We start from the raw sequence: 20,807 nt of genomic DNA, 5'->3' as shown, positions 1-20,807 counted from the left end.
TAAAATCGGATGAATTTCAGGTAATTATGGAACAATATACATATCACGTAAAAAGGGGGAGATCTCTATTGTATACATACAGCTTATACGATTCAGGAGATTCTTTTGGCATCGGCAAATCTTACCACATTAAATGCGATATTCCTCCCCATAGATTTAGATCCATTATGATGGAATTTCGCCGTAATAAAGAGATAGGAGAAAACATTAAAGAATTTATCGCCTTCATGAAACGGGAATTTGGTGAAGGATTCGAACTGTTTGAGTATGACGATATTGTACAGTACGATGCAGACCAAGAGAATAGCATGATACTGGCAAATCTGCTGGATCAGGCAGATAAACATGTATAAAAAATCGCAGTATCCGCTATCACATAAGTGTCAAGCAACCATAAACAAGGGCGATTTTCCTTGCTTGTTCTATTTCTATTATAGGAACAAATAAAAAACCTTCCTAATAAAAAGCGTGACAGCTGTCACAGTCTTTTATTAGGAAGGTTTTTAGGCTATTTTTTAAATAAAAATACATACAAGGCTTTTTTTTGTATGTGAATTGTTAAAAGTAAATTTGCTTAGTATGTAAAAGTTTATTTTTATTTTCTAATAGATAATCTAGTTACACGTATTCAAAACTCCGACTTTTCCCCTAAATATTTAACATAGAATTTCCTGCAACCCTAGTTTATCTCTATCTTAATGTAAAATCATCTTTAATCATTAAGCTGGTTTGTCTATCTCCATAACAAGGGGAATTCTTCTATAATCTTTGATCGTGCCAAAAGTTTACAACAAAATGCTCTTTCTCATCATAAGCCTCAAACTCGTATCCTTGTTCCTTTAGTTTCTGAATAATCAAGGGTACTGCTTGAACAGATTGAGCATGAATATCGTGAAGCAAAATTACTTCCTTATCACGTGTTGCTTGAGAAACGACTGAGTCTGCAATTGCAGGTACCGATCTATCCAGGGGGACGCGATTATACTTCCAATCTAATGAATCAATTGTCCAATCCCATAGCTTAAGATGAGCATCCGCTACCTGGTCCCGTAATGACTTGTTGAGACCGGGCATAGAACCATACGGAGCACGGACAAGGTTAGAATGCTGCCCTGTTACATCTTGTATGATTTGTTGATTTTCCTTCATTTCAGATAGAAATGTTTGTTGTCCATATAATTTTTTATAATCATGTGTCATGCTATGCATTGCAATATAATGACCTTCATTTGCCTGTCTTTTGGCGACATCCTTATAGATTTTTACATTGGGACCTAAAACAAAGAAGGTTGCCTTTACATCATATTGCTTTAAAATATCCAGCAGTTGATTCGTATAATCTCCAGGTCCATCATCAAATGTGAGATATGCTTCTTTACGTATTTTCCCATTATATTTTTGAGGTATTTCTTTTTGCATATTTGTCTGGGGAATTGTTGAAACCAAATTCACTTCATAGTGAGATGATGGAGCTGCTGCATGAATTTGAGCACTTACTTTCCAGCCGCCATACCCGGCTACGCTTAGGATAACAATGGTTAAAAAAATATACTTTATAAAAGGAGGTTTAGAACGTTTTCTACTTAATCTTGTCATAAGCCTATGATCCTCTCCCAAAATCCTAAAATAAAGGAAAACTATTCCCATTCCATTGTATGTGACTCTAACATCCAGTTCAATAAAAAATAATTTACTTATCAACATTTTATGATTAATTCAAATAGACTGACAAAATCTATTTAAGCTTCAAGCGAATATCGCGTTAGATATTTCCATTAAATCCAAAAAAATCATAGCGTGCTATTGCTAAAATTAAGAAGAAATAGGAAGCATCTAGCTATGTTTAACATAACTGCATTTTCACAACTACATCATCATACATAGGTCCTTAAAGCTTGTGTGAAAAAACTACGCGTAGGTACAGAGGTTATTCTCATTGTACCTACGATGACTCCCTCTTTGTTATATGAGTGAGTATGTGAGAAACTAAGATAAAATTGTATCTAAAAACTAATTTTTCCCTATTGTAGAAAGCCATTTTGCAATCTTATATCCTACCCATAAGGTAATAGTAAACTCTAATACTACTAGAATAGGGTGTAAATCAGGAGCTAATTGATTCGTTGCTGCGTCCTCATGGGCAAATACGTCTGTTAATGTAAAGAAATATGCTGTTAACGACAATAGTATATACTTTAGATATTTACGCATGGTATCCACCTTCCGATGCGATTCGTTTCCCAATCCACGTGAAAATCAAACCGGATACGACAGCTCCTGTAATAGATATAACTATATTTAACCAGCTTTCATTTATTGGTGACTGTAAGATTACGACCAAAGACAAGGCAGCTCCTGCAACAATGGCTGCAACGTGCATTTGATACTTTTTGTTCTTGGTTAACAGGTAAATTAAGTCAAACACTACGCCGCAGATGATGATTAAAATAGGAAAGTATAGTTCTATACTTGTAAACGACCAAGCAATGTATACTGCAATCTTATAAACAAAAGCTATACCGGTTACTAATGTACCAATTGGTTTTTCCATTTTAACTGTGCCAAATGAAATAATAAGAGTTGCACAGCTCATGAATAAAAATGGTAAGTAATCTCCGTATGGTTCCCATCGGTTCTCTAGACTCCAGGCATCGTAAATGTCATATTCCATTATAGAAAATTGGAAAAAGGCCAGAGCAAATCCAAGTGATAAAATCATCCCTGTTGCAAAGTTACGTTCATGGGATAGTTGGAACACTCCTAAAAGAAGCAAGACCCCGCCAAAGACAACTAATAAATGTGGCGGACTCCAAATTGTAATATCAAACCCCACCAGGTTATGATATATATCATCGAAAATCCCTGCTATAAGCTGGAGAACTGAACCTGCACCAATCAGCGCAAGGGATTTTACTTCTTTGATTTTTGCCGGAGAAAAAGAGCCGATCCTTCGCAAACGAACAAAAACGATTCCAAGGACAGTTATACCACTCACAAAAATAGATACATAAATAACTAAATGCGGCAATGTATAAAAGGTTTCTACCAGCTCCATCACATGCCACCAAACATCCCAATATCCACCGCTTAAAGCTGTTAATGCAAACAGAAGCAACCATAACGGTATAATTATCGAGTTTTGCTTCATTTTCCACCTCTTTATGCAGATTTGATATCGTTACTACATTATTTTTTATTAATGCTCTTCATTCCAAAAAAGGCAGTTTGTCGAGAATAAAAAGAGGCCATGGATTGCATCCATGACCTCTTTTTATATGTTACTTCACATCGTAGCCTTGCTCTTCAATTGCTTCTTTTAGCTTCTCTACATTTACTTTTGTTTCATCATAATCCACGTCTACTGTACCTTCTTGTAGGTGCACTTCTACATTTGATACACCTTCAAGCTCTGTAAGAGCTTTTGTTACTGCCATTTTGCAGTGATTACATGTCATACCCTCTACGTTTAATTTGATTGTCATAATACATTCCTCCATTATATTTCATTTATATTTTCACGCGTTTCAAACGAAGCGCGTTTGTCACGACAGATACAGAACTGAATGCCATCGCAGCCCCAGCAACCCAAGGCTCTAATAGTCCGGCTGCTGCTACAGGAATACCGATTGCGTTATAGAACAAAGCCCAGAACAAGTTTTGACGAATATTCTTCATTGTTTTGCGGCTTAGATCGATTGCTTTCGGGATATGAGCTAAATCTCCGCCTACTAAAGTAACATCGGCAGTCTCAATGGCAACATCGGATCCTGTACCAATTGCCATACCGATATCAGCCTTTGCAAGGGCAGGCGCATCATTAATTCCATCACCGACCATCGCCACTCGTTTGCCTTGTTTCTGCAATTCATCAACGATGTTTGCTTTATCTTCCGGAAGTACCTCTGCATACACACGGTCCAAATGTACTTGTTTGGCAATCGCTTCCGCCGTACGTTTGTTGTCTCCCGTTACCATGTATACTTCTATGCCCATTTGCTTCAATATTCCAATGGCTTCTTTTGAGCTTTCTTTTACAGTATCAGCAACAGCAATGATCCCTGCAAGCTGCCCATTGATTGCAACAAGCATTGCTGTTTTTCCTTGTCGTTCAAGCTCTGCCATCTTATCTTCATGCTGTGAAATCTCTACAGAGCGTTCTTTCATCAGTTTTCGTGTTCCGACAAGAACGGCTTTTCCATCAATGGTAGCTTCAATTCCGTGGCCAGTGATTGCAGAAAAATGCTCTAACTGTTTAACGGAAATCGATTGCTTCTTACCATACTCCACAATTGCATGAGCCAATGGATGTTCAGAAGCACTTTCAGCTGAAATGGCATAGTCGAGCATACCTTCCTGGAATTCCAACACATCGGTCACTTCTGGTTTTCCTTTTGTGACTGTTCCTGTTTTATCTAGTAATACCGCATTTACTTTATGCGTTCCTTCTAGGTATTCACCTCCTTTAAAGAGGATACCCTTTTCTGCACCCTTACCTGTACCAACCATAATGGATGTCGGTGTTGCAAGACCAAGTGCACATGGGCAAGCAATGACGAGAATCGCAATTGCTACTTCAAGTGCCTTTGGCAAGTCGCCTGGTGTAATAAAGAAATACCATACGATAAAGGCAGCCACAGCAATTCCTACAACAATTGGTACGAAAATACCTGAGATTACGTCGGCCATACGTTGGATGGGTGCTTTAGATCCTTGTGCTTCTTCTACAATTTTAACGATACCAGCTAGCGCTGTATCTTTTCCTACCTTTTCTGCCCGAATCGTTAGAATACCGTTTGTATTGATGGTTGCGCCGATAACAGGATCTCCTTCTTTTTTATCGACTGGAATGGATTCACCTGTAATCATTGATTCATCCACTGAAGACGCACCTGTGATGACGATACCATCTACCGGTATTTTTTCTCCCGGTTTGACGAGAATCGTATCACCGATTACAACTTCCTCTAGCGGGACTTTTACTTCTTCCCCATTACGAATCACAAGAGCTTCTTTTGCCTGCAGGCTTAACAACTTAGAAATCGCTTCTGTTGTTCGCCCTTTCGCTAGGGATTCAAAGTATTTTCCGACAAGCACAAGTGTAATGAGCACGGCACTTGTTTCAAAATACAAGCTTGGCATATAGTTAGGATTTTCTAGCGTTTTGAAAGCTTCGTACAAGCTGTAAAAGTATGCTGCCGATGTTCCAAGTGCTACTAGCACATCCATATTTGCACTCCGGTTTCGTAATGCTCGGTATGCCCCTACATAGAAGTGTCCGCCGATATAAAACTGAACCGGTGTAGCTAAAAGAAGCTGGAACCACGGATTCATCAGAATATGCGGTATTGGTAAACCGATATCAAACGGCATGTGAGCAAGCATTGTATATAGTAAAGGGAGCGATAAAATCGTAGAAATCCAAAGGTGCCGTTGTTTTTGTTTCAGCAGCTCCTCTCTCCGAGCCGTATTATCATGCTCTTCGTTTCGCACCTGCCCCTTGTACCCAAGCTTTTTAATTTTTTCTAAAATGTCTTCTATGGATGCAGTGCCTTCGTTGTATTCTACAACAGCACTGTTGGTTGCTAAGTTTACAGCTGCATTTGTGACACCCTCCATACGGTTTAAACCTTTTTCAATCCGAGTGGCACATGCAGCACACGTCATACCTTCAATATCCAATGCGACTTTTTCTGTCGCAATGCCGTAGCCTAAATTTTCAATTTTTGATTGAATATCAGCTACACTTTGTTTGGATGGATCATATTTAACTGTGGCTTTTTCCATCGTTAAATTGACATTCGCTTCTACTCCATCCATCTTGTTCAATACCTTCTCAATTCGGTTCGAACAAGCAGCACATGTCATGCCGGTTACCCCAAGTGTAATCAGCTTTTGTTCGAGTGTTTGTTCACTCATAAAGCTCCCTCTCCTTTATTTTATTTTGAGAACTGTTTAATTACGTTCAGAAGCTCTTGAATCGATTCTTCCCCATTTCCTTCACGAATCGCTTTAGAAACACAATGGTTTGTATGGCGTTCCAGCAAGTTGAAACCAACTTTGTTTAACGCTGCATTAATCGCAGAAATTTGAACCAAAATATCTACACAATAACGATTATCCTCTACCATTTTTTGAACGCCGCGAACTTGCCCCTCAATACGCTTTAAACGTTTGATGAGATTATCAATTTCCTCTTCTGTCCTCGGCACCATGTTTGGATTTATATTGTTATCTTCACAATGACTCATCGCAATCACCTCATGTATTATGATGACTATCTTTATATACATTATACGGGTATGGGGTATATAATGCAACTGATTTTCTTTTAAATATGAGCCCATTTTTTGATACATTTTTTGCATATTGTATCCAAAGCTGCTGCAATATAAAAAGAACCTGCTTGTATAGCAAGCCTCCAATCATTTTGTGCTCTTCAAACAAAGTTTTTTCAAATTATGCAGAAATCTTGCAGATAGATATAGTCATAAGAATTCCTAGCTGACACATATGATGAAGGGAACAAAAGGACAGGGAGGTATTACGATGTCCATATATACACCGACAGTCTTAGCCCTTTGTTTTATCAGTGTTTTGGCTTCAGCATATACTTCTAAAAAGAAAGGTACCCTCATGGAGTATATGGTATTTATCATGTCGTTTAGCATGACTATCAGCTTAAGTCTTGGATTTTATTTTGGAATGATTTTCAAAGGAAATTTAGTGTTCTCTATTTTGCTTTCCATGTTGATTGGCGGGGGGGTTGGTTTATTGATTGGCTTACGATTTCATCTCTATTCCGCTTTAGAAGGACTATTTTCTGGATTAATGGCAGGTATGATGGGAGCAATGACTACAGAAATGCTAAATATGCAACAAACGCATACCGTACTGTTGATTAGTATTCTACTTACCATTACCTTCACTTTGTTTTGCATCATTCAATTTTTATCTGAAACCTTCTCAACACACAGCTCCCGCCGATTTTTCTTTTTACTTTCAATAGGGATTATGCTTCTTCTTACTGTTTTTGTAACATTTCCAAATTTTCATTCAAATGGTTCCTCTGAACATGAACAACATATGCAGCATCACTAGAACGCAAAATCCCCAATGTTCAGACCATTGGGGGTTATATTATACAGATTGTTTTACTTTTTGATGAGCTATTATACGGTTGTAATTACATAATAGTTGTAGGCCCTTTTACAAAGATAAGAAATAGTTTAATTAATAAAAAGAGCTTTTCTATATAAGAATAAGCTCTTGGAGTTAAAAAGGTTTAATGATTTTGATGTTCAGATGATTCTTCTTCGCTTGGCTGTTCAGATGGTGATAGTTCGCTTTCTGTTACCCATTTATGATTGGTTACTTTTTCTCCCCCAGTCGTTGGAGTAAAATCAATCATGTATACAGTTGTCTTTTCAGCAAAATCAATTGTTGCCTTTGCACCTTTCATGCCTTCCATATGCGCTGCATTGGTCGTTATTTCTGTTCCGGGTTTCAATTCATCTTCACCAGCTTCTGGGATTTCTTCTTGAATAACCCACTTATGATTGGTTACTTTTTCTCCTCCATTTGTAGGAGTATAAGATATAGCATAAGCTATAGTATCGTAAGCACCCACGATTGTTGCTTCTGCACCTTTCATGCCTTCCATATGACCTTCTTTGATAATTGCTTTACTTCCAACTTTATAAGTTGGGTTTTCTGCAGCTTTCAAACCTTCAGGTACTTCACTTGAACTAGAATGATTCATACTTGAGTGGTCCATTGTTTTCTCTTCAGTTTGAGTTGTTCCCTCTTTGGGAGACGTACCCTCATTATCACTTGCACATCCAGCTAATGTAAGTGCTGAGATCAATGAGATAATTCCTACAGCTATTTTTTTATTTCTCATATTTTTCACCTCTTAAGAGTTTTTTACCAACCAACTTTAACCTATTTTCAGCAAAGTCCTCCAAAACAATGCTCTATTTCAATGGAGTATTTCATATCAAATTACTAGTACCATTGAACAAACCAACAATATTCTTTAATAGGTCCTTCTCATAAATGTAATGGTGGTATTTTTATCTAAAAGAGTCTTTTTACACATAAAAGACAAAAAATGGATAAAAGTAACTTTTCCCCTCATATGTTACCACATAAATATCGAGAAATTATGGAGATTTTATTTAATTTTTCTTTTTGTTGTATTTCTCCACACAAAATGCAAAGTTTTATTTTAGAGTAAAAAGGGATAGACAAATTTAATAAAAAAGGAAGAGCATGATTGAGAATTTGAATGAATGCTTTCCTGAGAGTTGTAATCATACTTGGATAGATAGGGGGATTTCGTGTAATCATGACTTCTACAATATTTCTTACCGCTACCCTTCAATCCAAAATTACCCAACAGATTCTGCAGGAATATCAGCACAAATGTTTAAGTAGATATAGATTCCAATACAACGAGGTGAATAAGTTGCAAGCAATTGATTCATTGACCATTCAAGTGTTAGTAGACAATATTACAGATCCTTTATCAAGCAAGCCTGCTCATGTAGATTCGGAATTTAAAGTCCTGCAAGAGGCCGGCATGAAAGGATGGCAGGGAGAAGCTCTTTGTTCAGCTCACCACGGTTTATCACTTATCATTATAGCAACGATTAATGGACAAAAGCGGACAATCATGTTTGACGGCGGACCAGATGGATATGCAATCGATCGTAATGGAGAGCGTTTGGGGATTCGATTCGGCGAGATTGATGGCGTTGTTCTTTCTCACGGGCACTTCGATCACTCGGAGGGCTTGCCTCGCGCTATTCAAAAGATATATGAATCCAGCAACAAAAGTGTCCCTCTCTATGTTCATCCCGGTGCTTTCACGGAGAGGGGGCTGCGCTCTGCAGATGGTTCCATAACTCCCCTGCAAGCTGTTCCGACAATTCGGGAATTTGAAAGCTTGGGTGCCAAAGTCATTACTTCTACGGAGGAGCAAAAAATCTTAAACGATATGTTTTACATTAGCGGTGAAATTCCTAGAAGCAGTTTTGAGCGCGGTCTCCCCGGTCACTTTCAAAAAACAAAAGATGGTGTTTGGACAGAAGATCCGTTGATTATGGATGAACGTTTTGTTGCAGTAAAGCTTAAAGACAAGGGAATCGTAGTGATTACAGGCTGCTCGCATGCAGGAATTATCAATATCTTACATCACGCAAAAGCTCGATTTCCCTCTGATTCTTTATATGGACTAGTGGGAGGACTTCATTTGGTCCATCCGAATGAAGATTTGATTCCGGATACTGTTAAGGTGTTAAAGGAATTTGGCCTCAAATCCATTATCGCCGGGCACTGTACTGGCTGGAGAGGTATTTATGCTTTGGTGAACGAATTCGGAGAAGAGATTGTGGCTCCGCTAGCTGTCGGAAGCCGGTATCACTTATAGTAGGGGTACCGCCACATCGTCATCAAGGTAAAGTAATTAAATACCCCAAAACGAAAAAATGCGTTATTCTTTCTCTATCACCATGGAAAGGATAGCGCATTTTTGTATGACGTGTTCTGTATCTCAAGAGCTACATAAACACTTAGAAAGAAAAAGGAGACATAGTATCATGCAGCAACAATTAGAAAACGCACTTTATACTTATAACGAGCTTGCCATTCTCTTGAGTATTCTCATTAATATAGGAATCAGTATTGTTGAATTCATGCCAAGTGTTTTTCTTACTGCACTGAATGTGAAGTTAAATGACGCTATATGTTTGGTTCTCCATAATTTCTTGACATTTCTTTATTATAATAAAAGTTGTAATTGCATTCTAGAGAGGAGAATACAAAATAACATGAAAAAATGGTTAACAAGTGGAATTGTCATTACATCTCTACTTACATTCACAGCATGTTCAAACGGACAAGAAGCCGCCCCGAAGGAAGAGAAAGATGTATCTTCTCAACAAGAAGAGCAGCCGAAACAAGAAACGGCAGAGACTGTGGACCCGCAAGGTTTTTATAAGGCTATTACCAGTAAGAAAATTGAACATATTCATGGCGTTGGATATCCGGGCAATATAGCTGGAATTACGATTGCTACACACAACGGCTTAAGAGTATATCAGGGCGGAAAATGGTTGGAAACCATCAGTAACAACAATGATTATATGGGATTCCAAGCCGTCCAAGACGGTTTTTATTCAAGCGGGCATCCTGGACAAGGCTCCAACTTGAAAAATCCTTTAGGCTTAGTAAAGAGCAAGGACGGCGGCAAAACCCTTGAACAAATCGCATTTTATGGAGAGTCCGACTTCCATTATCTTGCTGTCGGTTATAACAGCCATAGCATGTATCTGTTTAATGAACAAGCCAATTCCAAACTAAAAAACGGGTTTTATTACAGTATTGATAACGGAAAGTCATGGAAAAAAAGTGAATTGAAAGGTCTTTCTTCGTCAGCCAGCATGTTTGCTGTGCATCCCGATAAAGAAAGTGTAGTCGCAATCAGTACAAAAGAAGGTATATTCTTATCTACAGACTACGGAAACACGTTCAATCTATTCTCTGATAAAATAGAGACAAGTGCTGTAACGGTCGGAGCTGAAGATCTAATTTACTCTTATATAAAAGATGAACAACAAGGATTGATGAAACAATCGCTTGCTACAAGTGAAAAAGTTGATATTAAGATCCCTGCTCTTAATACCGATGACCATATTATGTACGTGGCTCAAAATCCAAAAAATCCATTAGAAATCGTCTTCGTCACAATGAATGCAAATATATTTGTTACTACAGATGAGGGCAAGACTTGGAAACAAATTGCTAACAAAGGCTCAATCCAATAACATAAATCAGCAACGAAGAGGCGGAGTGTTTCTAAAATCTCCGCCCTTTTTTAGTTCAATAACAAAGGGGACAGACTATGTTTACAACGATTAGCCAATGGAGTTATCAGCTTATGGCTCCTATTATGGGGTATGTATTTCCATCCTTTTTCGCTATCGGAACTGCACTACCAGTCATTATCTTAACCTTAATCCTTTCTTATTTAGGTTTAAGCGGTGCATTATTGAAAAAGAGCAGAAAAATAGGAAGGAATGTTCAAATTACAGCTGGTCTGTTTATGATCTTAATCGGTATTTATGATTCATTTTTATACTGGATGTAAAAAGGTCAACCCCGCAGGGTCGACCTTTTTTATTATTCCGGCATGTTTGGAACATCGGAATTTGGCTTATAATCCGATTGATAATCCATATACTTTACTTCTGTTACCATTCCAGCAGAAGCGTGGTGCAAATCATGGCAGTGGAACATCCACTCACCTGGGTTATCAGCGACGAACGCTACTTCATATTCTTCACCTGGCTTCAAGTTTAGTGTATCCTTCACAATTGGAGACCCTTCTAATGGTTTGCCGTTCTTACTTAATACTTGGAAGAAGTGACCGTGTAGATGCATTGGGTGATCGTCTGTCGCAGAGTTATTTTTCAACTTCACTTTGACAAGATCTCCTTTTTTCACTTGAATCGACTCTGTGTCTGGGAATGTTTTACCATTAATGGTATATACCATATTTTCCCCATCCATCTCTGTATTTAAATCCATGGTGTAGTTTACATCATACTGCTGATCTAGTGTGAAGGTACCTACTTTCTTCGTGCCATAGGTTGTTAAATCGATTTTCGGAAGATTTTCTTTCTCGTTTGCTTTATCTGTCATTTCTTTGCTTCCTTCGTATTCAATAACAGCCTTCATCCCCTTTGAACCTTCCATGTCACCATGACATTCAATATACCACTTGCCAGGATTGTTTGCTGTAAACTCTACATCATATCGTTCACCCGGTGCAATCGTTAAAAGCTGATCTTTTACCTCTGTTGGATTATTGATAGGCTGACCATCTGTCGCGATTACCTTTATATCTTGACCATGAATGTGGATGTTATGAGACATGTAGCCGGCATTCACAAATCGAAGACGAACCTTATCTCCTTCCTTTACTTGTAACTTTTTAACTAAATCACCGCTTTTTCCATTAATAGTAAACAAGTCATACATGCCCATATCATGACCTTGCATGTTCATTCCGTCCATATCCATATCATTTGAGTCTGCTGTATCGCTGTTCATGTTCATCCCGGAATGATCCATGCCTTCCATATCCGTGCTTGAATCTGTATCACTTTTCTCATCTTTCATGCTCTGGGTCATTTCCTTTATTTGTTCATCAATTTCTTTTTGATCCGTCACCCATTCGTCCAACATTAAGGTATAGTCTTTATCATATTTTTCTGCAGGGTCTTCTACCACAAGTGAACCGTATAAACCGCGGTCTAGCTGATTTACAGAGTCTTGGTGGGAGTGGTACCAGTATGTGCCCGGTATGTCAGCAGTAAATTCATACGTAAAGCTTTTTCCTGGCATCACGGCATCTTGTGTGACCCCTGGAATTCCATCCATATTATTTGGAACGGGATAGCCATGCCAATGGATAGAAACGGGAGCTGGTAATTCATTTTTGAGCGTTACTTTTACCTTTTCTCCCTTCTTAACACGAATTTCAGGACCAGGTGCTGAACCGTTAAATGTCCAAACAGGTACAACAACGCCATTGCCGATCTCCTGTTTTTCTTCTTTAGCAACCAATGTTATGTTAGGTCCATTTAGAATCTTCAACGGTTCTACAGCCGTTGCTTTTGTGCTAGTTTTGTTTTGGTTTGTATTCTTATCACCCGTTGTTCCACCTGTTGCCGCAGAACATGCAGTAATAAGTGATATGGCGGAAACTGCAATGGCAGTCAAAATGGATTTCTTCATTTTTTTCCTCCTTCTGTTTCGTTTCGCTCATTATACAAAAACATTTTCGAGAAATTATGGAGATGAAAATGTTTAGAAAATAAAAACAGAACTGCATAATTTCTGCACGATTTTACAGTACACTACTCTTTAGAACATACTATAGGGAGGATTTGTATGATTGAAATCTTACTTGTCGATGATGAGCCGCGTATGCTTGATTTATTGTCGTTATATTTGACCCCAAGAGGCTATCACTGTATAAAAGCAACGTCTGGACAGCAAGCAATTTCTTTGCTTGAGCAAAGACCATTTCGGTTAGTGCTGCTAGATGTGATGATGCCGGAAATGGATGGTTGGGAAACTTGCAAGAAAATCCGTGAATTCAGCAGCGTTCCTATCATTATGGTTACAGCACGTAATCAAATGCCGGATATCGTTCAGGGATTGAAGCAAGGTGCTGATGATTATGTCACAAAGCCATTTCATGAAGAGGAGTTATTAGCACGGATTGAAGCGGTTTTGAGAAGAATGCATAGTCACTTAAAATTAGAGTTCAAGGGTCTTATATGGGATGAATTCAAACATCTTGCATCTTTTCAAGGAAAAGAATTGTCTCTTACACCCATAGAGTTCTCACTGCTGGGCCTCTTTTTAAATAACCATGCATATGTATTCAACCGTGAGCAACTGATAGAGCGCATTTGGGGGAACGAATCGGATACAGAAGGTCGGACTGTCGATTCTCATATACGAAACTTACGTGATAAATTAAGAAAAGCTGGATTCCCAATTGAACAACATTTAAAAACCGTATATGGGATTGGTTATCGTTGGATGAGTGAAGAATAATATTACTTAACCACAAGGATTGTGAAAATATGAAGCATATCTCCATTAAATTAGGATTTTACTTTTTAGTTTGTGTAACATTCATTGAAGCTGTATTGTTTGCTCTATTGTATTTTAGTCTAGTTAATACACGAGTTGATGAAGAAGTCTCCTCTCTTCTTGCTCGGGGTAACAGTCACAGTGATGTGTTGGAAAAGTATTTCGACCCACAAACGATTATGCACGTAGCACTAATGGAGTCAGAAGCCGAAACGAAAGTAGTCATAACAGCAAAGAACGGGAAAATACTTGCAAAGTCAAATAATGTGGACACGGCAATGGAGGAACATCTATCTAAGTCAATGGATTCTATACCTGACAAAGGAATGGTGATAGAAAATCATTGGAAAACATCCAATTATATTTGTACGGTTAGCCCTATCCAAGTTCAAGGAGAAACCAAGGGTTACGTTTATATGTTTTTAGGAACAGATTCCATTGACAAAATGATAGAGCGGTTAACAAATCAATTTTTAGTAATTGCTGCTATTACTTTTTTGTTAACAGTCGTGACCATTTTCCTTCTGTCTCGCAGCCTTACACAGCCGTTAATACGTATGAAGAAAGCCACAGAAAAGATGAGTAAAGGGGACTTGTCGGTTTCCTTAAATATTAAAAGCAATGATGAAGTGGGAGAATTAGCGCATTCAATTCAGAGATTGGCAAACGATTTGGACTATATGAAAAAAGAAAGAAGTGAATTCCTAGCGAGCGTGGCTCATGAACTTCGTACACCGTTAACCTATGTCAGAGGATACGCAGATATCGCAATGCGGGATACACTCTCCTTAGAGGAACGAAATACGTATTTGACTATCATCAAGGATGAGGCTGACCATGTCACAGGCTTAGTTCAAGATTTATTTGAACTGGCGCAAATGGAGAAGCATAATTTCATCATTGAAAAGCAAGAAACGAACCTCTATGACTTTTTAGAGAAAATCGTAACAAAGGTACAACTTGCCTACGAAGATAAACAGATTCGCATTCTTTTATCTTGTCCGAAAGGTATTATAATCTCTATTGATCAAAAGCGGTTTGAACAAGTTATCATAAACTTACTGAATAATGCATATTTCCATTCTCAGTCAAACTCTATCATATCTGTTACAGTGAAAAGCGATCAATCAAACGTACAAATTGTCATTCAAGACCAGGGAGAAGGCATTCCTCCCGAAGACCTCCCTCATATCTTTGAACGGTTTTACCGGGTTGATAAATCACGTACACGAGCAACCGGCGGTAGTGGTTTAGGGCTTGCAATTGTAAAAGAAATTGTTGAATTCCATGGCGGAACAATAGATGCAACAAGTCAACTTGGAAAGGGATCTATATTCACTATTACGTTAAAAGAACAAGAAAGTTAAAGTCCGTTTTGTTTAACCAATACAAACAGTTCCAAAGCCTCTAAAGTACAATTGTGTACTTTAGAGGCTTTTTCTAGTAATAAGTTCGATAATAGATATAGTAATTTAAAATACTATTAGAGTGCTAATCTACCCACATATACGTACTATCAATATGTTTCGTTGTATATCAATTCTATTTTATTTCTTACATAAAATAGTAGTATTTGATAGGACTTGTACATATGTATGTATGGAGAGGGGGAGAGCATTGAATCGTCACCATATCATCAAAAGTGTGAAAATAAAGCAAGTACTGCTGCTTTGCTTTATTTTAGTGCAGCTGTTATTCGTATTCTCCGCAATGTTTGTATCGCTTTTTCCAAGTATGAAAGCTTCTTCTTTAAATAAATGGTCAAAAACAGAGACGCTTAATACGTTTATGTATGCTTTTCAAATGGAAAACCACTATTTTACACAAGAGTTCCAAAAGCAAGGGAATTCCCCCCGCTTCTCAGCTATATTTCTTTCCATGATGACTAATATCAAAATGAATGACATTCGTACTCTTATGCGTAATCAATTACCTGGTTTTTCTAATTACTATTCGCAAATTGCTGTAGCAGGTGAGGGAACCAATGAAACAAACGTTCCTCAAGATCCAAATATTCCGCTAGAAGAGCTGTTGAAACAAAGGCAGGCAGATACGACCGTCCTGCCACCCGAGAAATCTACACCTCCAGCAAAAGTAAATGAACAAAAAATTGCTTTTATCTATCACTCGCATAATCGTGAATCGTTTCTCCCTCTGCTTCCAGGTACAACGAACCCTAATGCTGCCTCAAGCGACAAGGTCAATGTTTCCATATTAGGGGAACGGTTGGCAGCTAAGCTTGAAGAACAAGGAATCGGTGCTATTGAGAATAATGTAGATATAGTAGACACGCTGCTGAAACGTGGTTTGAACTATGTGAGTTCGTATAATGTTTCTAGGGAAGTAGTAAAAGAAGCGATGAGCCAAAATCAAAGCTTCCGGTATCTTATTGATATACACCGGGATTCTTCTCGTAAAGCGGTCACTACAAAGGTTATTAACGGTAAATCCTATGGAAGACTTTATTTTGTGGTGGGAAAGGAAAATAAGCATTATGAAGAGAATCTGCAGTTTGTAAAAGCGATTAATGCATACTTGGATAAGCACTATTACGGTATCAGCCGAGGTATTTTTTTGAAGGATCGTCGAGAAGGAAACGGCGTTTACAATCAAGATCTTTCCCCTAATGCTATGCTCGTAGAAATCGGCGGCGTTGATAATAATGTAGACGAGTTATACCGAACTGTCGATATTTTAGCTGAAGCCATTAGCGACTATCATAAACAAGCGGAAAAAGTGAGTAAACCTCAATAAGATGGAATCCGTGGAGGGAATAGAATGCACGATTCGAGAGAACCTGTAGGGTGGCTGATTTGGACATTATTCTCAACTTGTTTAGCTATGCTTCTCAGTATATGGTATATTGTTCTACCTTTATTTGTCGCTGGCATAGCAATATCCATAAAAGTGTTGATTGAAAAACACATATATTAAATGTATGCAAGGGGCTAGCTCTACTAGTCCCTTCTGCATTTTTAATACCAGTATTGTATGTTAGCGAAAATTTGCCTCCTTCCCTTACTTACCCATGTGTTGCTTCCTTCGTATTTTCATTTGTGCTAGATTCACAGCTACGCTTTCTTTATAATTGTCTTTCCTTTTGAAAGGAGTTATAATTTTTAAATACCCCTCAAGAAAATTACATATTTTTACCATCCTCGATTTTATTTTACATAATTTTCCCTTTATATTAGAGAATATGCAGAAATTTTGCAGAAATAACGACAAAAAACCCTTCTTTTTTTAAATGTATTTTACACTTTTGTTACAATCCTTTGGAACCTTTTCCGACATGTTATAACTTTAGTGGAGAATATGGGGAGGGTTACTGGAATGAAAGGAAAAGCAGCTCGTGTTGCGTTATTGACAAGTATTATAATGGGGGCTTATGCACTGCCTACATACGCTGAAAATATTTCGGGAGACTTAAATGTCCTTCAAGATAAATTAAGTGAAAGTACGAATACAATTAATCAAAAGGAAGCAGAAAAACAACAACTTCAAACAGAGATTGAACAATTTAAACAACAATTACAGCAATTTGATCTAGAAATAGAAAAAACGCAAGGAGAATTAGATTCCATCCGCCAACAGATTCAAGAAACGAATGAATTAATTGCTTCAAAAAAGCAAAATATCGAAGTACTGCAAAAACAAATTCAGCAAAGACAAGAGATTATAAAAAAGAGATTAGTAACCTTACAATCACAGCCAAAAGCCAATCTCGTAGCGGATGTGTTAATTGAAACGACAAGCATCGCTGATTTATTAGATAACATGTATTCATTAAGCCTTATTTTTCAGTCTGATAAGACAATTCTAGAAGATCAACAGTCTGACCAAGAACAACTTCAAAAGGAAAAACGCAGTGTAGAAGAGAAAGAAGCAGCATTACGTTCTTACGAAGCCTCTTTACAAGAAAAACAGCAACAATTAGAAAAAAGTCAACAAGAAAAGGTTAATGCTATTACAGCTTTAGAGCAAAAACTAGATCGAACGCTGCAAGAAATCATGGATGAAGAAGAAGAAAAACGATTATTAGAGTCACAAGCTGCTGCCCTTGAAAACATGCAAAAGCAACAAGCATCAGCTGCAGAGACAAACCAAAGTGATACGGAATCAGCTGCACTTGCCCTATCACCTCAACCAACGGGTTCAAGAATCTTTATAAAGCCTGCCGCTGGTAGATACTCATCAGGTTTTGGCATGAGAGGAAATGAAAATCACAAGGGTCTTGATATTGCATCTGGTGGAACGGTTCCGATTGTGGCTGCGGCATCAGGAACTGTAATCCGTTCGGAATATTCATCAAGCTACGGGAATGTAGTATATATTTCTCATAATATTAATGGAAAAACATACACTACTGTTTATGCTCATATGCGCAGCCGTGCTGTCCAACAAGGACAAGCTGTACAGCAAGGTCAGCAAATCGGTATTATGGGCAATACAGGGATATCCTTTGGTCAGCACTTACATTTTGAAGTTCATATCGGAAGCTGGAACGCGGCTAAATCTAACGCGGTAGATCCTATGTTATTCCTGCAATAAGGGAACGGTGTGTCTTCCATACATTTGAATTCCTATACTTAAAAACGCATCTTCCTATGCTTATAAAAAACAGGTCAGCACTTATAAAATGTTGGTCTGTTTTTTTGTTTATATTGGGAGCAGCTCCCATCACCATCAAGTTAAGATTTTACAGGACCCTAAGACATACAAAACGAAGGGCCTCTTCTAACCTCTTTTTCACTGTTTTTTCACTTTTAAATGTTAAAATGACAAATAGGCAGAAGGTCTCGATAGATTGAAGCACGAATAAGTCTAGAAATTCAAGAGGGAAACAAATGGACTTCATTAGGAAGAACAGAGCTTTGAATTGGTTCTAAAGATGAAGGATAAGAGGAATAAAATAATAATTTTACCAACCGATTATATTTGACTTCTTCTTATTAGACATTGTATAGTAATTCATGCTTCTTTGGCATCTCCTGCACCTTGTTGTAAGGGGGGGCTTTTATTTTGGTGTGCTTAAACATTACACATGAGACTAATAAGAACAGATAAATAGAGGTGAAAAAATGAAAAATTTATGGACGAAGGGACAGTATGTTCTCAATAAGCATCTTGGCTTTTTTCTTTTCGCCGTTGTTCTATTCTGGTTTAAAACATATGGAGCCTATCGTGCAGAGTTCAATTTAGGTATTGATAACTCCATGCAGCAATTCTTGTTATTTTTCAACCCATTAGGTTCTGCTATTTTCTTCCTTGGGTTCGCCCTTTTGGCAAAGGGCCGAAGAGCGTATATTTGGCTCATCGGAATTAACTTGATGATGTCACTTCTTTTGTATGCAAATATCGTGTACTATCGCTTTTTTAGTGATTTTATTACTTTGCCAACCTTTACCCAAACCAAAAATGTAGGTGATTTGGGTCAAAGCCTTAACGCATTATTACACGCATACGATCCATTATATTTCTTAGATACGATTATCTTAATTGTGCTGGTAGCAGCTAAGCTGGTAAAACCAAAACCGATTTTTGTGGGGCGCCGTAAAGTAACGCTCGTATTTTTAACGGCTATCTTGGTTTCAACTGTAAATTTAGCCTTGGCAGAAACTGACCGTCCTCAATTATTAACGCGGACATTTGACCGTAACTATATTGTAAAGTATTTAGGAATGTATAACTATACGATTTATGATGCGATTCAAACAACAAAATCATCTACTCAACGAGCTTTGGCAGATGACAGTGATTTGACAAATATTCTTAACTATACAAAGGCAACTTATGCCGAACCTAACCCAGACTACTTCGGTGTCGCTAAAGGCAAGAATGTTATTTATGTTCACTTAGAATCCTTACAAAACTTTGTTATTAACTACAAACTCAATGGACAAGAAGTCACACCATTTTTAAACTCGCTTACACGCGATTCCAGTACCTTTTACTTTGATAACTTTTTCCATCAAACAGGTCAGGGTAAAACGGCAGATGCCGAGTTCCTATTGGAAAACTCATTATTCGGGTTACCGCAGGGAACGGCCTTTTCAACAAAGGCTCAAAATACGTATCAGGCTGCTCCGGCCATTTTAGGGCAAAATGGTTATACATCAGCAGTTTTTCACGGCAACTATAAAACATTCTGGAATCGTGATGTGATGTATAAATCATTGGGATTTGATAAATTTTTTGATGCGAGCTACTATGATATGAATGACGAAGATGTAGTAAACTACGGATTAAAAGATAAGCCATTCTTTAAGGAATCCATACCTATGTTGGAATCCTTACAGCAGCCTTTCTACACGAAGTTTATTACCTTATCTAACCATTTTCCTTTTCCTATCGCAGAGGAAGAAGCAACGATTGAACCTGCTTCTACAGGAGATGGATCTGTTGACCGTTACTTCCAAACGGCGCGTTATTTAGATGAGTCTCTCAAAGAGTTCTTTGATTACTTGAAACAATCTGGCTTATATGATAACTCCGTTATTATTATGTATGGTGACCATTATGGAATTTCGGAAAATCATAATAAAGCCATGGCTCAAGTGATGGGAAAAGAAATTACTCCATTTGAGAGTGCGCAATTACAACGTGTACCATTATTCATTCATGTACCTGGTGTAGAAGGCAGAGTGATGCATCAATACGGAGGACAAGTAGACCTTCTGCCAACACTGCTTCACTTATTAGGTATCGATACTAAAAATTATGTGCAACTTGGCTCAGATTTATTCTCGCCAGATCACCAGCAGGTGGTAGCATTCCGTAATGGTGACTTTGTCAGCCCAACTGTCAATTCTATCGGCGGAAAATACTACAACTCAACAACTGGTGAACCAATCGAGAAAAATGATGAGATTGAAGAATATGAAAAAATAGTAAAAACAAAGCTGGATTTTTCTGATAAAGTCGTTTATGGAGATTTATTACGCTTTTACACCCCTGGAGGATTTAAACCAGTAGATCCTTCTCAATACAATTACAATAATTTGGATTCAAATCAAATTACGGGAGAAAAATAATGAGATTCTTCTGTTCCTGATTTGATGACATTGTTACAGTGTGTATGGAGACAATGATTTCTTAACGGTCTCGAAAAGAGCTGCCATGAACATGGCAGCTCT

Annotated in this window: 18 protein-coding genes; 10 read left to right on the top strand and 8 right to left on the bottom strand. The window is 37.9% G+C overall.

Annotation, left to right across the window (positions count from 1 at the left end; all coding sequences use genetic code 11):
• Positions 1 to 68 precede the first annotated feature (68 nt).
• Positions 69 to 353, top strand: coding sequence for a hypothetical protein (locus tag AC6HZ4_RS07610; protein ID WP_497494379.1), 285 nt, complete (start codon positions 69 to 71; stop codon positions 351 to 353).
• A 406-nt stretch (positions 354 to 759) separates the two neighbouring features.
• On the opposite strand, the gene AC6HZ4_RS07605 is transcribed toward AC6HZ4_RS07610, so the two are convergent.
• From AC6HZ4_RS07605 to AC6HZ4_RS07580, 6 genes are all read right to left on the bottom strand, one after another.
• Positions 760 to 1,596, bottom strand: a complete 837-nt coding sequence (locus AC6HZ4_RS07605; RefSeq protein WP_497494378.1) for a polysaccharide deacetylase family protein — start codon at positions 1,594 to 1,596, stop codon at positions 760 to 762.
• Positions 1,597 to 2,010: 414 nt separating this feature from the next.
• Positions 2,011 to 2,211 (bottom strand): hypothetical protein, encoded by a 201-nt coding sequence (locus tag AC6HZ4_RS07600; protein WP_497494377.1) that lies wholly within the window; start codon positions 2,209 to 2,211, stop codon positions 2,011 to 2,013.
• On the bottom strand, positions 2,204 to 3,148 hold the full coding sequence (locus AC6HZ4_RS07595) for a hypothetical protein (protein WP_497494376.1): 945 nt from the start codon (positions 3,146 to 3,148) through the stop codon (positions 2,204 to 2,206). Before AC6HZ4_RS07595 ends, AC6HZ4_RS07600 begins: the two co-directional genes overlap by 8 nt.
• Positions 3,149 to 3,278: 130 nt before the next feature.
• Positions 3,279 to 3,482 (bottom strand): copper chaperone CopZ, encoded by a 204-nt coding sequence (gene copZ, locus AC6HZ4_RS07590; RefSeq protein ID WP_497494375.1) that lies wholly within the window; start codon positions 3,480 to 3,482, stop codon positions 3,279 to 3,281.
• A gap of 25 nt (positions 3,483 to 3,507) precedes the next feature.
• The gene (locus AC6HZ4_RS07585; protein WP_497494374.1) at positions 3,508 to 5,916 is read right to left on the bottom strand and encodes a heavy metal translocating P-type ATPase; all 2,409 of its coding nucleotides are present in this window, start codon (positions 5,914 to 5,916) and stop codon (positions 3,508 to 3,510) included.
• A gap of 20 nt (positions 5,917 to 5,936) precedes the next feature.
• On the bottom strand, positions 5,937 to 6,248 hold the full coding sequence (locus AC6HZ4_RS07580) for a metal-sensing transcriptional repressor (RefSeq protein ID WP_497494373.1): 312 nt from the start codon (positions 6,246 to 6,248) through the stop codon (positions 5,937 to 5,939).
• A 298-nt stretch (positions 6,249 to 6,546) separates the two neighbouring features.
• On the opposite strand from AC6HZ4_RS07580, the gene AC6HZ4_RS07575 reads away from it, so the two are divergent.
• Positions 6,547 to 7,098: a hypothetical protein gene (locus tag AC6HZ4_RS07575; protein ID WP_497494372.1), complete on the top strand. Its 552-nt coding sequence runs from the start codon at positions 6,547 to 6,549 to the stop codon at positions 7,096 to 7,098.
• A 184-nt stretch (positions 7,099 to 7,282) separates the two neighbouring features.
• Here the strand turns inward: AC6HZ4_RS07575 and AC6HZ4_RS07570 are convergent, their stop codons facing one another.
• The gene (locus tag AC6HZ4_RS07570) at positions 7,283 to 7,900 is read right to left on the bottom strand and encodes a YdhK family protein (RefSeq protein ID WP_497494371.1); all 618 of its coding nucleotides are present in this window, start codon (positions 7,898 to 7,900) and stop codon (positions 7,283 to 7,285) included.
• Between the two features lie 567 nt (positions 7,901 to 8,467).
• Here AC6HZ4_RS07570 and AC6HZ4_RS07565 point away from each other — a divergent pair.
• The 3 genes from AC6HZ4_RS07565 to AC6HZ4_RS07555 all read left to right on the top strand — a co-directional run bounded on the left by AC6HZ4_RS07565 (position 8,468) and on the right by AC6HZ4_RS07555 (position 11,149).
• On the top strand, positions 8,468 to 9,430 hold the full coding sequence (locus AC6HZ4_RS07565; protein ID WP_497494370.1) for an MBL fold metallo-hydrolase: 963 nt from the start codon (positions 8,468 to 8,470) through the stop codon (positions 9,428 to 9,430).
• A gap of 400 nt (positions 9,431 to 9,830) precedes the next feature.
• On the top strand, positions 9,831 to 10,826 hold the full coding sequence (locus AC6HZ4_RS07560; protein ID WP_497494369.1) for a F510_1955 family glycosylhydrolase: 996 nt from the start codon (positions 9,831 to 9,833) through the stop codon (positions 10,824 to 10,826).
• Positions 10,827 to 10,903: 77 nt separating this feature from the next.
• Positions 10,904 to 11,149 (top strand): hypothetical protein, encoded by a 246-nt coding sequence (locus tag AC6HZ4_RS07555; RefSeq protein WP_497494368.1) that lies wholly within the window; start codon positions 10,904 to 10,906, stop codon positions 11,147 to 11,149.
• 32 nt (positions 11,150 to 11,181) lie between these two features.
• Here the strand turns inward: AC6HZ4_RS07555 and AC6HZ4_RS07550 are convergent, their stop codons facing one another.
• Positions 11,182 to 12,801, bottom strand: coding sequence for a multicopper oxidase family protein (locus AC6HZ4_RS07550; RefSeq protein WP_497494367.1), 1,620 nt, complete (start codon positions 12,799 to 12,801; stop codon positions 11,182 to 11,184).
• A 156-nt stretch (positions 12,802 to 12,957) separates the two neighbouring features.
• Here AC6HZ4_RS07550 and AC6HZ4_RS07545 point away from each other — a divergent pair, with 156 nt between their 5' ends.
• From AC6HZ4_RS07545 to ltaS, 5 genes are all read left to right on the top strand, one after another.
• The gene (locus tag AC6HZ4_RS07545; protein ID WP_497494366.1) at positions 12,958 to 13,632 is read left to right on the top strand and encodes a response regulator transcription factor; all 675 of its coding nucleotides are present in this window, start codon (positions 12,958 to 12,960) and stop codon (positions 13,630 to 13,632) included.
• A 29-nt stretch (positions 13,633 to 13,661) separates the two neighbouring features.
• A complete protein-coding gene (locus AC6HZ4_RS07540) occupies positions 13,662 to 15,038 on the top strand; it encodes a sensor histidine kinase (RefSeq protein ID WP_497494365.1) in 1,377 nt (458 codons plus the stop codon).
• Positions 15,039 to 15,288: 250 nt separating this feature from the next.
• Positions 15,289 to 16,425: a stage II sporulation protein P gene (locus tag AC6HZ4_RS07535; RefSeq protein ID WP_497494364.1), complete on the top strand. Its 1,137-nt coding sequence runs from the start codon at positions 15,289 to 15,291 to the stop codon at positions 16,423 to 16,425.
• Between the two features lie 579 nt (positions 16,426 to 17,004).
• On the top strand, positions 17,005 to 18,222 hold the full coding sequence (locus tag AC6HZ4_RS07530; RefSeq protein ID WP_497494363.1) for a murein hydrolase activator EnvC family protein: 1,218 nt from the start codon (positions 17,005 to 17,007) through the stop codon (positions 18,220 to 18,222).
• 530 nt (positions 18,223 to 18,752) lie between these two features.
• Complete coding sequence (gene ltaS / locus AC6HZ4_RS07525) at positions 18,753 to 20,705, top strand: lipoteichoic acid synthase (RefSeq protein WP_497494362.1); 1,953 nt, start codon at positions 18,753 to 18,755, stop codon at positions 20,703 to 20,705.
• Positions 20,706 to 20,807 lie beyond the last annotated feature (102 nt).

The sequence above is a fragment of the Ectobacillus sp. OTK genome (genome assembly GCF_059698935.1).
This window is presented reverse-complemented; position numbering and strand designations above follow the sequence as displayed.

Bases quoted from the DNA above. Each gene is read 5' to 3' on its own strand.
- AC6HZ4_RS07595 (WP_497494376.1), bottom strand. From the start codon at position 3,148: ATGAAGCAAAACTCGATAATTATACCGTTATGGTTGCTTCTGTTTGCA.
- AC6HZ4_RS07600 (WP_497494377.1), bottom strand. From the start codon at position 2,211: ATGCGTAAATATCTAAAGTATATACTATTGTCGTTAACAGCATATTTC.
- ltaS (WP_497494362.1), top strand. From the start codon at position 18,753: ATGAAAAATTTATGGACGAAGGGACAGTATGTTCTCAATAAGCATCTT.
- AC6HZ4_RS07575 (WP_497494372.1), top strand. From the start codon at position 6,547: ATGTCCATATATACACCGACAGTCTTAGCCCTTTGTTTTATCAGTGTT.
- AC6HZ4_RS07605 (WP_497494378.1), bottom strand. From the start codon at position 1,596: ATGACAAGATTAAGTAGAAAACGTTCTAAACCTCCTTTTATAAAGTAT.
- AC6HZ4_RS07545 (WP_497494366.1), top strand. From the start codon at position 12,958: ATGATTGAAATCTTACTTGTCGATGATGAGCCGCGTATGCTTGATTTA.
- AC6HZ4_RS07560 (WP_497494369.1), top strand. From the start codon at position 9,831: ATGAAAAAATGGTTAACAAGTGGAATTGTCATTACATCTCTACTTACA.
- AC6HZ4_RS07585 (WP_497494374.1), bottom strand. From the start codon at position 5,916: ATGAGTGAACAAACACTCGAACAAAAGCTGATTACACTTGGGGTAACC.
- AC6HZ4_RS07580 (WP_497494373.1), bottom strand. From the start codon at position 6,248: ATGAGTCATTGTGAAGATAACAATATAAATCCAAACATGGTGCCGAGG.
- AC6HZ4_RS07550 (WP_497494367.1), bottom strand. From the start codon at position 12,801: ATGAAGAAATCCATTTTGACTGCCATTGCAGTTTCCGCCATATCACTT.
- AC6HZ4_RS07570 (WP_497494371.1), bottom strand. From the start codon at position 7,900: ATGAGAAATAAAAAAATAGCTGTAGGAATTATCTCATTGATCTCAGCA.
- AC6HZ4_RS07530 (WP_497494363.1), top strand. From the start codon at position 17,005: ATGAAAGGAAAAGCAGCTCGTGTTGCGTTATTGACAAGTATTATAATG.
- copZ (WP_497494375.1), bottom strand. From the start codon at position 3,482: ATGACAATCAAATTAAACGTAGAGGGTATGACATGTAATCACTGCAAA.
- AC6HZ4_RS07540 (WP_497494365.1), top strand. From the start codon at position 13,662: ATGAAGCATATCTCCATTAAATTAGGATTTTACTTTTTAGTTTGTGTA.
- AC6HZ4_RS07555 (WP_497494368.1), top strand. From the start codon at position 10,904: ATGTTTACAACGATTAGCCAATGGAGTTATCAGCTTATGGCTCCTATT.